Genomic DNA, 15,299 nt, shown 5'->3' with positions numbered 1-15,299 from the left:
ACGCGTTCCGATGATGCGATTTGCGCATTGTAGGAGTGCGAGCATGCACGATTCATATAATGATTTTTGCTATCGACAGCGCCAAACATGCGAAGCGCACGCGTGCCGGGACGACGAGCCGTGCATGCATGCGCGTCGGCCGGCAGCGACGCTCGACGGCAAACGTCAATCGAATCAATGCGCTGCAGCGCGTGCCGATGCGTCGCGCGAGGCGCGCCGTGCCGGAGACCGTGACAGTGACGTTGCGCTTCGCGCCGCGCACGATATCGATATGCGCAAAACTTCGTTGGAACGCCCTGAACCGGATGGTTACATGCCCTCACTCTTTTCGACTGACTGAAGCTGGGGGGACGCATGAACGTTTCGGGAAACGACGCACGCGGCGCATGGCGGCGCGTGCTGGGCACGGTGGCGGCGCTGGCTGCCGCATGGGGCTTGTCGACGGGCGGCGCGCTCGCGGCGGGCGTGTCCGGCGAGCCGGTGGTGATCGGCGTGAGCGGGCCGCTCACCGGGCAGGACGCGCAATACGGCGAACAATGGAAGCGCGGCTTCGATCTCGCGCTCGACGAGATCAACGGCGGCGGCGGCATCCACGGCCGGCCGCTCGCGGTCGACTTCCAGGACAGCCGCAGCGATCCGCGCCAGGCGGTGGCGATCGCGCAGAAATTCGTCGCGGACCCACGCATCGTGATCGAGCTCGGCGACTTTTCCAGCGCGACGTCGATGGCCGCGTCGCCGATCTACCAGCGCGGGCAGCTGATCCAGTTCGGCTTCACGAACTCCCATCCGGATTTCACGAAGGGCGGCGACTACCTGTGGAGCACCGCGCTGAGCCAGGCCGAGGAGCAGCCGCTGCTCGCGCGCTACGCGGTGAAGGAACTCGGCTTCAAGCGGATCGCGGTGCTGTACCTGAACACCGACTGGGGCCGCACCAGCAAGGACATCTTCGCGAAGGCGGTGACGGGGCTCGGCGCGCAGGTCGTCGCGGCCGAAGGCTACCAGCCGGCGGAGAAGGATTTCCGCTCGACGCTCGTGCGGATCGGTGCGTCGAAGCCCGATTCGATCGTGCTGATTTCCTACTACGCGGACGGCGCGCAGATCGTGCGGCAGGCGCGCACGTCGGGGCTCACGCTGCCGATCGCGGCGGTCGGCTCCGTGTATTCGCCGAAGTTCCTCGAACTCGGCGGCACGGCCGTCGAAGGCGTCTATACGGAATCGAACTTCTTCCCGGCCGAACCGCGCCCGGAGGTGCAGGCGTTCGTGCAGCGCTATCGCGCGAAATTCCATGCCGATCCCGATTCGTTCGTCGCGCGTGCATACGATGCGCTGATCCTGTCGGCCGAAGTGCTGCGCCGCTACGGCGTGACGCGCCAGGCCGCGCACGACGGCTTCGAGAAAGTGAGCGACGTGCCGAGCGTGATCTTCGGCAAGGTGCGTTTCGATCCGCAGACGCGCCGCGTCGCGGGCGCACGCACCGTGTATCTCGTCGTGAAGCAGGGGCAGTGGGCGCTGTGGGACGGCGCGAAGCCGCAGCTCGCGGCGCGCTGAACCCGGCCCCGACTCTGACCCGCATGCATACGACGGACGCATCGTGATGGCTTCCTGGCTCGACTACACGCTCAACGGCCTCATCGTCGGCAACATCTACGCGCTGCTCGCGGTGGGGCTCGCGCTGATCTTCGGCGTGTCGCACCTGATCAACTTCGCGCACGGCTCGGTCTACATGGTCGGCGCCTTCATCGGCTGGCTGTGCCTGACGCGCTTCGGCTTGCCGCTGCCGGCCGCGCTTGCGGCGGTCGTCGTCGGCTGCGGCGCGCTCGGCATCGCGATCGAGCGGATCGGGCTGCGGCCGTTGCGCCACGCCGCGCGCATCGCGCCGCTGCTCGCGACGATCGGCATCAGCTTCATCCTCGACCAGCTCGCGCAACTCGCGTTCGGCGCGGACCCGCGTGCGGTGCCGACGCCGCTGCCCGACTGGCACCTGCGGATCGCCGGCGCGACGCTCGGTGCGCTCGACCTGCTGATCGCCGGCATCGGCCTCGCGGCGGCCGCGCTGCTGTACGGCTTCCTGCGCTTCACGCGGCTCGGCTGGGCCGTGCGCGCGACCGCGCAGGATCGCGACGCGGCGCTGCAGATGGGCGTCGACGTCGATCGCGTGAACCAGACGGTGTTCGCGATCGCGTGCGCGCTCGGCGGTGTAAGCGGGCTGCTGGTCGGCATGTACTACAACAGCATCGATCCGGCGATGGGTTTCCAGGCGACGCTGAAGGGCGTGGTCGCGCTGCTGATCGGCGGGCTCGGCAACGTGCCCGGCGCGATCGCCGGCAGCCTGCTGCTCGGCCTCGTCGAAAGCTACGGCGTCGCGCTGTTCGGCACCAGCTATCGCGACCTGTTCGCGTTCGGGCTGCTGATCGTGTTCCTCGTGTGGCGGCCGAACGGCCTGTTCAGCGGGAAGCGCGCGCTGCCGCCGGAGCCGATGACGGGCACCTTCCTCGCGGCCGCGAAAGCCGTGCGCGTGCCGCGCCCGGTGCTCGTGGTGCTGATCGTGGCGGCGGCCGTGCTGCCGTGGCTCGGTGCATCGCCTTATGTGCTGCAGACGCTGACCAACGCGTGGCTGTACGGGCTGCTCGCGCTGAGCCTCACGCTCGTCGCGGGCACGGTCGGGCAGATCTCGCTCGGCCACGCCGCGCTGCTCGTGATCGGCGCGTATGCGTCGGCGCTGCTGTCGTCGGATCTCGGCTGGTCGCCGGCCGTGACGATTCCGTGCGCGGGCGCGATCACCGCCGTGCTCGGCACGTTGCTCGTCTATCCGGCGTTCCGGCTGCGCGGGCACTACGTATCGATCGCGACACTCGGGATCGGCGAAGTGGTGAGCCTCGTGATCCTGAACTGGGACGGCCTCACGCGCGGCCCGCTCGGCATCACCGGCATCGCGCCGCTGCCGTGGGCGACGACCGCGCGCGCCGCGTACTGGTTCACGCTCGCGGTGCTCGCCGCGTTCGCGCTCGTGCAGGTGCGGCTGCTGCGCTCGCATCTCGGCCGCACGCTGCGCGCGGTGCGCGAGGACGACGTCGCCGCGCGCGCGCACGGCATCGCGCCGAACCGCTACAAGGCGATCGCGTTCGCGGTCGGCGGCGTCGCGGCCGGCGTGAGCGGTGGCATCGCCGCGCACCTGTACAGCTACATCAATCACCAGACCTTCGATTCGCAGGTGTCGATCCTCGCGCTGACGATGGTGATCCTCGGCGGGCTCGGCAACGTGCTCGGCGGCGTCGTCGGCGCGATCGCGCTGATCGGGCTGCCCGAGCTGTTCCGCTGGGCGGCCGACTACCGGATGCTGATCTACGGCCTCGTGCTGCTGCTGCTCGTCCGGTTCCGGCCGCAGGGCCTGCTCGGCACGGTATGAGGAGGAATGCGATGACCACCACTCGACCCTTGCTCGACGTGCGCGGCCTGACGCGCCGCTTCGACGGTGTGACCGCGCTCGACGCGGCAAGCCTGACGCTCGCCGACGGCGAGCTGCTGAGCGTGATCGGCCCGAACGGCGCGGGCAAGTCGACGCTGTTCAACCTGATCGCGGGCGCCGACCGCCCCGATGCCGGCCGCGTGACGTTCGACGGCCGCGACATCACCGGCACGCCGCCGGAACGGCTCGCGGCGCTCGGCATCGCGCGCACGTTCCAGCACGGCCGCGTGTTCGGCAACCTGAGCGTGCTCGACAACGTGCTGATCGGCGCGCACGCGCGGTTGCGCGCGGCGCGGCCCGGCTGGCCGGCGCTCGGCGCGGCGGCCGAGGTGTGGCGCGCGCTCGTGCGGCCCGCGTCGGTGCGGCGCGAGGAAGCGGCGCTGCGCGACGAGGCACGCGACATCATCGCCGGGTTCGGCGAGCGGCTCACGCCGCGCATCGATCATCCGGCGCACAGCCTGTCGTATGCGAACCGGCGGCGCGTGGAGATCGGCCGCGCGCTCGCGCTGCATCCGCGCCTGCTGCTGCTCGACGAGCCGACCGCCGGGATGAACGAGACCGAGACCGCCGAGATGCTGCAACTGATCCAGTCGCTGAAGACGCGCGGCCTGACGATCCTGCTGATCGAGCACAAGCTCGAACTCGTGATGCGCGTGTCCGACCGCGTGATGGTGCTCGACAACGGCGTGAAGATCGCCGAAGGCGCGCCACGCGACGTGCGGCACGATCCGCGCGTGATCGAGGCCTATCTCGGCCGCCGCCATGCAGGCGGCACGGCGGCCGAGCGCACCGTGCAGGCGGCCGCATGAGCGCACCTTCTTCCGGACCCGACACGACCATGACCGACGCGCTGCTGAAACTCGAACACCTCGACACGTTCTACGGCCCGGTGCAGGTGCATTTCGACGTGAACGTCGAAGTCGGCCGCGGGCAGATCGTCAGCCTGCTCGGCGGCAACGCGAGCGGCAAGTCCACGACGATGAAGCTGATTCTCGGGCTGATGCGGCCGCGTCGCGGCGTCGTGCGTTTCGACGGCGACGACGTGACCGCGCTCGCGACGCCGCAGCGCGTGCGGCGCGGGATCGCGGCCGTGCCCGAGGCGCGGCGGCTGTTCGGCGACATGAGCGTGCGCGAGAACCTGCTGATGGGCGCCTATACGCGCGGCGATCGTACGGCGGTGGCCGACGACTACGCGCGCGTGCTCGAACTGTTTCCGCGCGTGCGCGAGCGGCTCGCGCAGCGCGCGGGCACGTTGTCGGGCGGCGAGCAGCAGATGCTCGCGATGGCGCGCGCGCTGATGGCGCGGCCGAAGCTGATCTGCATGGACGAGCCGACGATGGGGTTGTCGCCGCTCTACGTCGACAAGGTGCTGGAACTGATCGACACGATCAACCGGCAGGGCGTGACGGTGTTCATGGTCGAGCAGAACGCGAGCCTCGCACTGGAGATCGCGCATTACGGATACGTGCTGCAGACGGGGCGCGTCGTGCTCGAAGGGCCCGCGAAAACGCTGCTCGACGACGAACGCGTGCGCGATGCGTATCTCGGCGGGGAGGCGGTGGCGGCGTAGTCGACGGAAGGGGCGCCGCATCCCGCCGATTCATGCGTGACCGGCATGCGCCGTCGCCGCCCGCGGAAACGTCAGCACCACCGCGAACCCGCCCGCATCGGGAAACGCGAACCCGACGCGCCCGCCGTGCGCCTTCATCACTTCCTGCACGATCGCGAGCCCGAGACCCGACCCGGTGCGGCGTTCGCTGCCGTCCGGCGCGATCCGCACGAACGGCTGCAATGCCGCGTCCCAATGCTCGCGCGGAATGCCGCGCCCGTTGTCGGTGACGGTCAGCGTCACCGCCCGATCCGCGTTGCCCGCGGTGGCGATCGACACGACGATATCGTCCGCATGCCCGTGCAGCAGCGCGTTGTGCAGCACGTTCGACAATGCCTCCTGCAGACTGATTGCATCGCCGTCGATCCACGCATGCGGCGCGTCGCTCGCGAACGCGACGGCCACGTCGCGCGCGTCCGCGAGCGGAATCGTGCGGCCGAGCACGTCCTTCGCGAGCGCGACGAGATCGACGGGCTGCAGCGGCACGACCTCGGTGCGATGAATCACCATCGCATGATTGAGCAACTGCCCGGTGAGACGCCCGACATCCGAGCAGGTCGCGCGCAACGCATCGAGCCGCGCCGCATGACGCGCGGGATCGGCTTCGCCGTCGAGCAGTTCGATCTGCGCGTCGAGCCGCGCGAGCGGCGTGCGCATCTGGTGCGCGGCGTCGGCGATGAAGCGCTGCATCGCGTTGATCCGCTCGGCGAGCCGCCGCATCAGCCCGTTGATCGACCCGATGATCGCGTCGATCTCGCTCGGCGTGTCGACGGCCACCGGCCGCAGGTCGGCCGGGTCGCGCGCGGCGATGATCGTGCCGATCTGCGCGAGCGGGCGCAGCCCGCGCCGGATCGCGAGGCCGCTCGCGCCGATCGCGAGCACGCTCATCAGCAGGATCAGCGTCCACACCTTGATGCTCATGTCGTTCGTCAGTTGCTGCCGCGCATTGGTTGTCTGCGCAACCGTCACGAGCGCCCAGCCCGGCGTGCTTTCCTCCGGCATGTAGCGCGCGATGGTCGCGGTGCGGATCCGGTGACCCTGGTAGACGGCGTTCGCGAACGACGGGCCCTGCTTCGCGGCCGCGAGCGTCGCGGGGCTCGCGAGATCGTTGTAGCCGGCCACGACGACGCCGCGCGAATCGACCACCTTGTAGTAGACGAGGTCGTAGCGCGACAGCGTCGACAGCGCGGCGACGGGCGGGTTCAGCGCGAGCACGCCGCCTTGCACGTACAGGTTCTCCGCGACCTGGATCGACGCGCCGGCGAGCAGCTGGTCGTACGCACGCTCGGCCGCGACGCCCGCGTAATAGCGCGCGATCGCGGCCAGCGCGAGCGCGCCGGTCGCGACCACGAGCGCGATGAACAGCAGCGTGCGCCCGAACAGCGTCTTCGGGAACCAGTCAGTGCGCGGCAATCTGATACCCCATCCCGCGTGCGGTGCGAATCTCGACCGAGCTGCCGTGCAGCTTCCTGCGCACGCGCGTCACGTATTGCTCGACCGCGTTCGCGGTCGGCTCGTTGCCGAAGCTGAACAGCTGGTTCAGCAGTTCGTCCTTCGAGAAGATCCGCTGCGGGCGGCTCGCGAGAATCTCGAGCAACGCGAACTCCTGACGCGACAGCGACAGCGGCTGGCCGTCGAGCTCCGCGAGACGGCTGCTGCGGTCGATCACGAGGCCGCCGAGCGTCAGCACGTCGTTCGCATGGCCGCTGTTGCGGCGCAGCAGCGCCTGGACGCGCGCATCGAGCTCGCGGTAGTCGAACGGCTTCACGAGATAGTCGTCGGCGCCGAGGCCGAGGCCGCTCACGCGGTCGTCGATCGCCGAGCGCGCGGTGACGAGCAGCACCGGCGTCGTGCTGCCCGACGCGCGCAGGTTGCGCAGTACCGCGAAGCCGTCGAGGCCGGGCAGGTTCGCATCGAGCACGATGAGGTCGAAGCGCTCGACGCGCAGCAGGCCGTTCGCGGTCGAGCCGTCGGTTTCGAGATCGACGGCATGGCCGAGCCGCGCGAGGCGGCTGCGGATCGCCGCGCCGATTTCGGCATCGTCCTCCACGACGAGAATGCGCATGGTGCCGTTTGCAGGGTGAGGGGTTAGGGGTTTTCCCGGGGGCGGGATGTCAGTATTTTCTCAGACTCGCTCGATAACCTGTGTTCAGCCGGAGCAAGCGACGACGGCATTAATACCAGAGGAGACGGCAACATGCAGCATGTCACGGGCACGACGAAGGCGCGGCCGGATGCACGGCGTAGCCTGACGCCGGCTGCCGAGTTGCGGCCGGTCGTGCGCCGCACGGAGGCATGCGCATGACGACGTCGCCGCGCCGCCGCGCGTTGCTCGCCGCCGGCCTCGGCATGCTGGGCGCACCGTCGCTGGTGCGCGCGAAGCCACGCACGGTGCGGATCTCGAAAGGCTATGGCGTGTTGTACCTGCCGCTGCTCGTGATGGAGAAGCAGCGCCTGTTCGTGCGGCATGCGGCGCGGCACGGCCTGCGCGACGTCGCGGTCGACTGGGTACTGCTCGACGGCGGCAATTCCGTCAACGACGCGATGATGGCCGGCACGCTCGATTTCGCGGGTGCCGGCGCGCCGGGCTTCATCGAGCTGTGGGCGCGGGCGCGCGGGATTCCGAACGTCGAGGTGATCGGCATCAGCGGATTGTCCACGACCTCGCTGTCGCTCAATGCAAACCGTCCGGGCCTGACGTCGCTGCGCGACTTCACGCCGTCCGACCGGATCGCGGTGCCGGGCATCCGTACGTCGCTGTCGGCGGTCGTGCTGCAGATGGTCGCGAGCCGGCAGCTCGGCGCGCGGCATTTCGCGCAGCTCGACTCGATCACCGTGAACCTGCCGCATCCGCAGGCGATGCAGGCGCTGATCCGCCGCGAGAACGGCGTCACCGCGCACTTCACGTCGCCGCCGTTCTCGACCCTCGAATTGCGGCAGCCGGGCATTCATCGCGTCGTGAATTCGGTCGACGTGCTCGGCCCGCTGACGCTCGACGTCGTGTTCGCGCCGAAGCGGCTCGTCGATACGGAGCCCGCGCTGGCCGCGGCGTTTCTCGGCGCGCTCGACGAAGCGAACCGCCTGATCGCGCAGGACCCGCGCGCGGCGGCCGCGCTGTATGCGGCGTCGTCGGGCGTCGCCGTGTCGCACGACGACGTAATGCAGATGCTCGCCGCGCCGGACACGCGTTTCTCGGTGCGGCCGAACCAGCTGATGGACTACGTCGAATTCCTGTATCTCGCCGGCACGATCAAGGCGAAGCCGCGCGCGTGGCACGAGATGTTCGCGCCGATGCTCGACGACTACCGGACCGGCTGACGACGGCGGTCATTCGTTTCCGGATCCCGATTTCATCGAACCCCACCGCGCCCGCGCGTTCGTCGCGCGCGGCGCCGATTCAACCGACAAGCAACCGCTTCACGGAGGAGCCCGCAGTGAATGCCACCATCGAAACCCTGGACCCCGCGTCCGCCGAAGAGCAGCGCATCATGTCGAAGATGGCGCGGCGCCTGATGCCCATCCTTGTCGTGATGTTCCTGATCGCGTTCATCGACCGGCAGAACGTCGGCTTCGCGAAACTGCAGATGGTGCACAGCCTCGGGATGACCGAGGCCGCGTTCGGTCTCGCGTCGTCGCTGTTCTTCATCGGCTACCTGCTCTTCGAGGTGCCGAGCACGCTCGCGCTGCATCGCTACGGCGCCCGCGTGTGGCTCGCGCGGATCATGCTGACGTGGGGCCTCATCACCGTGCTGATGGGCTTCACGACGTCGATGCCCGCGTTCTGTTCGCTGCGCTTCCTGCTCGGGATCGCCGAGGCCGGCTTCTATCCGGGCGTGATCTATTACCTGACGCTGTGGTTCCCGCAGAGCTATCGCGCGAAGGTGCTCGGCATCTTCACGCTCGGCAGCGCGCTCGCGAACATGCTCGGCTCGCTGGTCGGCGGCGTGCTGCTGAGCCTGAACGGCGTGTGGGGGCTCGCGGGCTGGCAGTGGGTGTTCGTGGCGACGGGCATCCCGGCCGTGATCGTCGCGATCGTCGTGTTCCGCGTGCTGCCGGCGTCGTTCCGCGAGGCGCCGTTCCTCGACGAACGCGAGAAGCAGATCGTCGCGGCCGCGCTGGAGCGCGAGAAGCCGGCGCAGGCCGAGCATGCGCAGCCGTGGAAGGCGCTGCTCGATCCGCGCGTGATGCTGTTCGCGGCGACCTACATGCTGATGTCGACGTCGCTGTACGGCGTCACGTACTGGCTGCCGACGCTCGTGAAATCGTTCGGGGTATCGAGCAGTACGAACGGTTTGCTGAGCATGCTGCCGTGGGCGCTCGCGGTGGTGCTGCTGGTGTGGCTGCCGTCGAAGCTGCGCCGCGCGAAGAGCATCCTGCGCACGATCGCGATCGTCGCGGCGCTGGGCGCGCTCGGCTTCCTGCTGAGCCTCGTGCTGCCGTCGACGCCGCTGCGCTTCGTCGCGCTCGTACTCGGCGGGGCGTGCATCCCGCTGCTGTATCCGTGCTTCTGGTCGATGCCGCCGCGTTACTTCACCGGCGCGCGGGCGGCGGCGAGCGTCGCGGCGATCAACTCGATCGGCAACCTCGGCGGCTTCTTCAGCCAGAACCTGATGCCGTTCGCGGGCAAGGTGACGGGCACGGCGTTCGGGCCGATGATCGTGCCGATCGTGTGCCTTGCGCTGCTCGGGATCGGCGCGCTCGTCGCGTGGACGCGCTCGGAGCGGGGGATGGTGGCGGCGCGGGTGTGATGGACGGCGGCGGCCGGGGGCTGCGGTATCGCGCAGTCCCTGCTGCCGATTGGGCCAACGGTCGAACAAGTCACGATCCTCACCGTTCGGCATCAGCGGGAAGAAGACTACCACTGACCCCCGCAGCGGCACACCGCCGCTACTGCTTCGCCCTTACCTCTTCCGCCCGCGACGTCCCCCGTCCGTCATGCGCGATCGCCACATGCGCCGACGCCACCGGAATATCCACCTCCACAGTCGTTCCCTCGCCGAGCGTCGTATCGATCCGCAGCGTGCCGCCGACGAGATACGCGCGCTCGCGCAGGCCGACCAGCCCGAACGATCCCGACTTGCGCGGCGCACCGGGATCGAAGCCCGCACCGTCGTCGCGAATCGTCAGCGCGATCGTCTCGTCACGGTAGACGAGCGCCACGGTCGCGCTCGACGCGGCCGCATGCCGCGCGACGTTCGCGAGCGCTTCCTGCGCGATACGGAACACGGCCGTCGCATACGGTTCGTCGAGCAGCAATTCGCCCGGCTCGACGTGCAGCACGCACGCGATGCCGTGACGGCGCTGGAAATCCTCCACGAGCCATTGCATCGCGGCCGCGAACCCGAGGTCGTCGAGCATCAGCGGACGCAGGTCGGACGCGATGCGCCGCGTGGCCGTCACCGCGCCGCGCGCGAGCGCATGCATCGCCGCGATCTTGCGCGCCAGCGGCGCGTCGTCCTGCGGCACGCGGTCGAGCAGCCATTCGAGATCGTTCTTCAGCGCCGCGAGCGTCTGCGCGAGTTCGTCGTGCAGTTCGCGCGCGATGCGGCGCTGTTCGGCCTCGCGTGCGGTCGCGCTGATCGCCGCGATCTCGCGCAGCTCCTCGCGCGACGCCTGCAGCGCCCGCTCCGCGCGCACGCGCTCCTCGACTTCGCGCCGCAGGTCGCGGTTCGACGCGCTCAACTGCGCGGTGCGCGCCGCGACGCGCTGCTCGAGCCGTTCGTTCGCCTCGTTGAGCTGCGCGCTCTTCTGGACGACGAGCAGGTGCTGATAGCGCGCGCCGGCCAGCGCGCGCACCGTCTGCGCATGCAGCCTGCCGTTCTCGAACAGCAGCGCGAACAGCACGACGCACGATGCGACGAGGCCGTAGGTCCGCCCGGCGTAGAAGCCCAGGTCGAAGCGACCGTGGTTCAGCATCGCCGACAGCGCGATGTCGAACAGCCAGGCGACGAGCACGATCATCACCCACAGATCGAGCACCGAATGACGACGCCGCAGCCACCACATCAACACGAGCGCGGCGAGGTTCAGTGCCCAGACGATCGTGATCGCGTGCGTCATCGTCGACGCCATCCGGTTGCCTTGCATGATGCGCGGCAGCAGGTCGTGGCCGGCGGTCGCGAGCAGCGCGAGCGCGACGGTCGCGCCCGCGGCCGACGCGATGCAAAGCAGGATCGGGATCGCCGCAGGGCGCTGCTCGAGCGACGGCGGACGCGCGCGCGCCGCCGCGCGCAGCAGCACGTACGCGGCGACCGTCAGCGGAAAGCCGCCGTGCCAGAACAGATAAAGCCACGCGGTGGTCTGTTCGCCCGCGCCGAGCAGGCCCGTCGGCGAGAACAACCCCGGAAAGGTCAGCATGTGCGTGCCGGCCATGAAGCCCGTGAACAGGTAGCCGCCCGCGAGCGCGAGCAGCGATTTCTCGCGCAGGATCGCGTACTGGCCGAGCAGCAGGCCGGCCGTCACCATGTCGTTGATCACGATCGCCGACTGGTACACGGGAATGAAGCCGAACACGCGCGCGAGCGGCACGCCCGCGAACGGCGCGAGGGCGGCGAAGATCACGGCCGACACGATCACCGTCGCGATCGCGAGCTGCCGCTCGCGCCGGTCGGGCGGCAGCGACGACATGAACAGGCGCGACGGATCCGACGCGTCGTTGTCGTCGGGGGCGGCGGAGCGGACGCGGAACGCGGGCATCATGCGTCGTCGACGCCGAGGTCGAGATCGTGGCGCATCGCGTAGCGCACCAGCGCGGCTTCGTGCGGCAGCTCCATCTTCTCGAGGATGCGGGTCTTGTAGGTGCTGACCGTCTTCGCGCTCAGCGTGAGTTCCGCCGCGATCCGCGTGACTGTCTGGCCCGCGACGATGCGGCGCATCACGTCGAGTTCGCGCGCGGACAGCCGCTCGTGCGGCAGCATGTCGGCCGGCGTGCGCAGCGTGCGCGCGAGGCTCTCGGCCGCCGACCGGCTCACGTACACGCCGCCCGCCGCGACCTTGGTGACGGCCTCGACGAGTTCGGCGGTCGCGCTGTCCTTCGTCAGGTAGCCGGTTGCGCCGGCCTTGAACGTGCGCGCCGCGTACTGCGCCTCCGCATGCATCGTCAGCACCAGCATGCGAAGCGACGGCGCATGCGTCCTGACCAGCCGGATCAGCTCGATACCGGTCGGCGCGGGCATCGACAGGTCGAGCAGCAGCACGTCGGCGGCGCGACGCTCGGCCAGCGCGAGCGTGGCCGCGCCGTCGCTCGCCTCGCCGACGATTTCGAAACCGCCGGCCGTTTCCAGGATGTGACGCAGTCCGTCCCGCATGACTGCGTGATCGTCAGCCAGCATTACCCTGATCATCTAGCGGTCCTCTTCGGGATGATGCCGCGGGCTGCTCCGCCGGTAGCCGCCGCGGCCGTTCTTCTGACCAATATATTCCGCCGAAACCAAAAATGGTGCACCTGCGCGAAATTTTTGAGACACGAGAGTGTCGAATCTGTCTTGAAGCGAAATAATCGGCGTGAAATGGTACAGGCGATAGGGCCAGATGGGGCGGGTATTCCCGAAGAATGGTCGCCGTCAGGCGGGCGGCATGCCTCGCGGAGCGCCCTGATTCAGAGATAAACTGGTGCCCGATTGCACCGTCCCGACCCGAGGAGCCGCCACGATGATCGATCTCGCCGACATCCTGCCGTCCGCGTTGCCCGACGCCGTCGCGTGGGCTGACGCGCAGGCAGCCCACGGGCTCGCGCAGGGCGTGCCGCTGACGCCCGCGCAGGCCGATGACGCGCGTACCGTCGGCGTCGTCCGGCCGGAGCGGATCCGCGTCGTGGTCGCCGACCGGCTGCCGTTTCCGGACACGCCGGCGCTGGGCGCGATCGCGCGCGACACCGGCCTGCTGTCGCCGGGGACGATCGGCCTCACGCTCGGCCATGCGGTGTTCGTGCTGCGCGGCCACGACACGCGACGCCTCCTTACGCACGAATTCCGCCATGTGCATCAGTACGAGGAAGCCGGGTCGATCGGCGCGTTTCTCGCGCGCTATCTGCACGAGATCGCGACCGTCGGCTATCACGACGCGCCGCTCGAGGCCGACGCGCGCCAGTACGAGTTCGACTGACACCGCCCCCCGGCGCGACCGCGCGCATACGCCGATGAACCTTCCTCACGCCAACGCCGGCCCGGTGCAGGCACGCCGCGCCGCCACGCCGCGCGGCCTGCGATGAGCGACACCATCCACGCATGGCTCGGTGCGATCGGCGCGCATCCGGCGCTCGTGCTGGCGGTCGTGTTCGCCGCCGCCTGTGCCGAGGCGATCGCGCTGATCGGCACGGTCGTGCCGGCCGGTGCCGTGCTGTTCGCGGCCGGCACGCTGATCGGCGCGGGCGCGCTCGACGGCTGGACGACGATCGGCGTCGCGGCCGCCGGCGCGATCCTCGGCGACGGGATCAGTTTCGAGCTCGGACGCCGCTACCGCGGCGCGATTCGAAACGGGTGGGTCCGGCTGGGCTACGCGGATGCCTATGCGCGCGGCGAGCAGTTCGTGCTGCGCCACGGGACGAAGAGCATCGTGCTCGCGCGCTTCCTGGCGCCGGTGCGCGCGGTCGTGCCGGTCGTGGTCGGCTGCGCGACGCTGCCGCGCCGGTCGTTCTACCCCGTCAATGTCGTGTCGGCGCTGATCTGGGCGCCCGTGCACGTCGTGCCGGGCATCCTGTTCGGCGCGTCGGCGGTGCTGGCCGCCGCGATCAGCGTGCGGGTCGCCGCGATCCTGCTGGTGATCGCGGCGCTGGTCGCGCTCGTGTGGATCGGCGTGCGCGTCGCGCTGCGGCGCGGCTGGCCGTTGCTGCGCCGCGCGGCCGGCGCGGCCGTGCACGCATGCGCGCGCCGCTGGCCGCGCGTCGGCGGCTGGCTGCACGACGCGATCGAGAAGGGGCGCCGCCTGCCGGGCGTGGTGCCCGTGTTCGCGCTGCTGTTCGTCGGCTGCGTGTGGCTGCTTGCCGGCATCGTGCGGGACGTCGTCGCGAACGATTCGCTGATGCACGCCGACATCATGGTGTATGCGTTCCTGCAGGACCTGCGCACGCCGCCCGTGGATGCCGCGATGCGCGCGCTCGCGGTGCTGCACGGACACGATACGGGGCTGATCGTCGCGGCCGCGTTCCTGGTCTGGCTGATGATCCATCGCTGCTGGGTGACGTCCGCGTGGTGGCTCGCGACAGTCGGCATCGCGGTCGTGCTCGTGCCGGCGTTCGGCACCGGCCTGCCCGGCATGACGCCCGCGAGCCTGCCGCCCGGCGCGCTGCACGTGCCGCTGCCCGACGCCGACGCGGCGTTCGCGATGCTCGCGAGCAGCGGCATCGGCTGGGTGATCACGCGCGACCGGCCGGCGCTGTGGCGCATTCCGGTCGTGACCGCGGTCGTGTTGTGGATCGTGCTCGGCGGCTTCGCGCGGCTGTACGTCGGCGATACGTGGCTGTCGGGTCTGCTCGGCGGCTGGAGCCTCGGGCTCGCGTGGTTCGCGGTGCTGGCGGGCGCCTATGCGTACTGGCAGGTGCGCGAGCATGTGCAGCCGCGGGGCGCGCTCGTCGCGGTGCTCGTCGTGCTCGCGACGGCCGGCGTCTGGACCGTGCCCGCGCAATGGCAGCTCGATCGCGCGGCGCGCCCGCACGTGGGCGACGTCGTCGCGATGACGGTCGATCAATGGATGCGCGGCGGGTGGCAGCGCGTGCCGACGCGGCGCACCGAGATCGGCGGCGATCGCGAGGAATATCTGCCGCTGCAATGGTGCGCGACGTCGGACACGCTCGATCGCCATCTTTCGCTGGCCGGCTGGCAGCGCGCGACGTCGTGGTCGGCCGCCGCCGCGCTGCGGTGGCTGCTGCCGCAGGGGCCGGCCGATGCGCTGCCCGTGCTGCCGCGCTATACGCATGGCGAAAGTACGCGCCGCGTGTTCGTGCGTGTCGATCCGGCCCGTCCGGACAGCCGCCTCGTGCTGCGGCTGTGGCGTTATCCGTACGCGCTGCAGGATGCGCTCGGCACGCGGCCGCTGTGGTACGGCGCGCTGTATCGCGAGACGCTGCATCGGCCCGCACGGCTGATGACGGTCGTGCGCACGACGACGATCGACGATGCGGCGACGATCGCGCAGGCGCTGCAGGTCGAGCCGACGCTCGCGCGGCCGCCGGCGGGGACGAGTGGGGCGCCGGCCGCGGTGCTGCTCGTGTGGATGGTGCAGCCTTGA

The 15,299-nt window shown here is 70.0% G+C and carries 13 protein-coding genes; 9 read left to right on the top strand and 4 right to left on the bottom strand.

Annotated elements, in window-relative coordinates:
• Nucleotides 1-43: 43 nt before the first annotated feature.
• Genes NQV17_RS07475 through NQV17_RS07455 form a run of 5 tightly spaced genes read left to right on the top strand, consistent with a single transcriptional unit; the run spans nucleotide 44 to nucleotide 5,036 of the window.
• Nucleotides 44-340: a hypothetical protein gene (locus tag NQV17_RS07475; RefSeq protein ID WP_257770976.1), complete on the top strand. Its 297-nt coding sequence runs from the start codon at nucleotides 44-46 to the stop codon at nucleotides 338-340.
• A 14-nt stretch (nucleotides 341-354) separates the two neighbouring features.
• A complete protein-coding gene (locus NQV17_RS07470; RefSeq protein ID WP_044845382.1) occupies nucleotides 355-1,548 on the top strand; it encodes an ABC transporter substrate-binding protein in 1,194 nt (397 codons plus the stop codon).
• Between the two features lie 46 nt (nucleotides 1,549-1,594).
• Complete coding sequence (locus tag NQV17_RS07465) at nucleotides 1,595-3,406, top strand: ABC transporter permease (RefSeq protein WP_257771229.1); 1,812 nt, start codon at nucleotides 1,595-1,597, stop codon at nucleotides 3,404-3,406.
• Nucleotides 3,407-3,417: 11 nt separating this feature from the next.
• Nucleotides 3,418-4,275 carry an ABC transporter ATP-binding protein gene (locus NQV17_RS07460; protein ID WP_124571136.1) on the top strand — a complete coding sequence of 286 codons (858 nt, stop codon included), beginning with the start codon at nucleotides 3,418-3,420 and terminating at the stop codon, nucleotides 4,273-4,275.
• Nucleotides 4,272-5,036, top strand: a complete 765-nt coding sequence (locus NQV17_RS07455; RefSeq protein WP_044845379.1) for an ABC transporter ATP-binding protein — start codon at nucleotides 4,272-4,274, stop codon at nucleotides 5,034-5,036. The genes NQV17_RS07460 and NQV17_RS07455 overlap by 4 nt, the downstream gene beginning before the upstream one ends.
• A 30-nt stretch (nucleotides 5,037-5,066) precedes the next feature.
• On the opposite strand, the gene NQV17_RS07450 is transcribed toward NQV17_RS07455, so the two are convergent.
• Entirely contained in the window at nucleotides 5,067-6,488 is a 1,422-nt protein-coding gene (locus NQV17_RS07450; protein ID WP_257770971.1) for a sensor histidine kinase, read from the bottom strand.
• A complete protein-coding gene (locus NQV17_RS07445; protein ID WP_257770969.1) occupies nucleotides 6,475-7,140 on the bottom strand; it encodes a response regulator transcription factor in 666 nt (221 codons plus the stop codon). The genes NQV17_RS07450 and NQV17_RS07445 overlap by 14 nt, the downstream gene beginning before the upstream one ends.
• A gap of 236 nt (nucleotides 7,141-7,376) precedes the next feature.
• Here NQV17_RS07445 and NQV17_RS07440 point away from each other — a divergent pair, with 236 nt between their 5' ends.
• Both NQV17_RS07440 and NQV17_RS07435 read left to right on the top strand, forming a co-directional pair.
• Nucleotides 7,377-8,393, top strand: a complete 1,017-nt coding sequence (locus NQV17_RS07440) for an ABC transporter substrate-binding protein (RefSeq protein ID WP_257770967.1) — start codon at nucleotides 7,377-7,379, stop codon at nucleotides 8,391-8,393.
• A gap of 116 nt (nucleotides 8,394-8,509) precedes the next feature.
• A complete protein-coding gene (locus NQV17_RS07435; RefSeq protein ID WP_257770965.1) occupies nucleotides 8,510-9,823 on the top strand; it encodes an MFS transporter in 1,314 nt (437 codons plus the stop codon).
• 139 nt (nucleotides 9,824-9,962) lie between these two features.
• On the opposite strand, the gene NQV17_RS07430 is transcribed toward NQV17_RS07435, so the two are convergent.
• Entirely contained in the window at nucleotides 9,963-11,774 is a 1,812-nt protein-coding gene (locus NQV17_RS07430) for a sensor histidine kinase (protein WP_257770963.1), read from the bottom strand.
• On the bottom strand, nucleotides 11,771-12,418 hold the full coding sequence (locus NQV17_RS07425) for a response regulator transcription factor (RefSeq protein WP_044845374.1): 648 nt from the start codon (nucleotides 12,416-12,418) through the stop codon (nucleotides 11,771-11,773). The genes NQV17_RS07430 and NQV17_RS07425 overlap by 4 nt, the downstream gene beginning before the upstream one ends.
• Nucleotides 12,419-12,725: 307 nt before the next feature.
• Here NQV17_RS07425 and NQV17_RS07420 point away from each other — a divergent pair, with 307 nt between their 5' ends.
• A complete protein-coding gene (locus NQV17_RS07420) occupies nucleotides 12,726-13,178 on the top strand; it encodes a hypothetical protein (protein ID WP_257770961.1) in 453 nt (150 codons plus the stop codon).
• Nucleotides 13,179-13,280: 102 nt separating this feature from the next.
• Nucleotides 13,281-15,299, top strand: a complete 2,019-nt coding sequence (locus NQV17_RS07415; RefSeq protein ID WP_257770959.1) for a VTT domain-containing protein — start codon at nucleotides 13,281-13,283, stop codon at nucleotides 15,297-15,299.

The organism is Burkholderia sp. SCN-KJ (genome assembly GCF_024656005.1).
In the GTDB taxonomy this organism is placed as follows: Bacteria; Pseudomonadota; Gammaproteobacteria; order Burkholderiales; family Burkholderiaceae; genus Burkholderia.
Note: the sequence above shows the minus strand (reverse complement) of the source record. Positions and strands in the feature narration are given on the sequence as shown.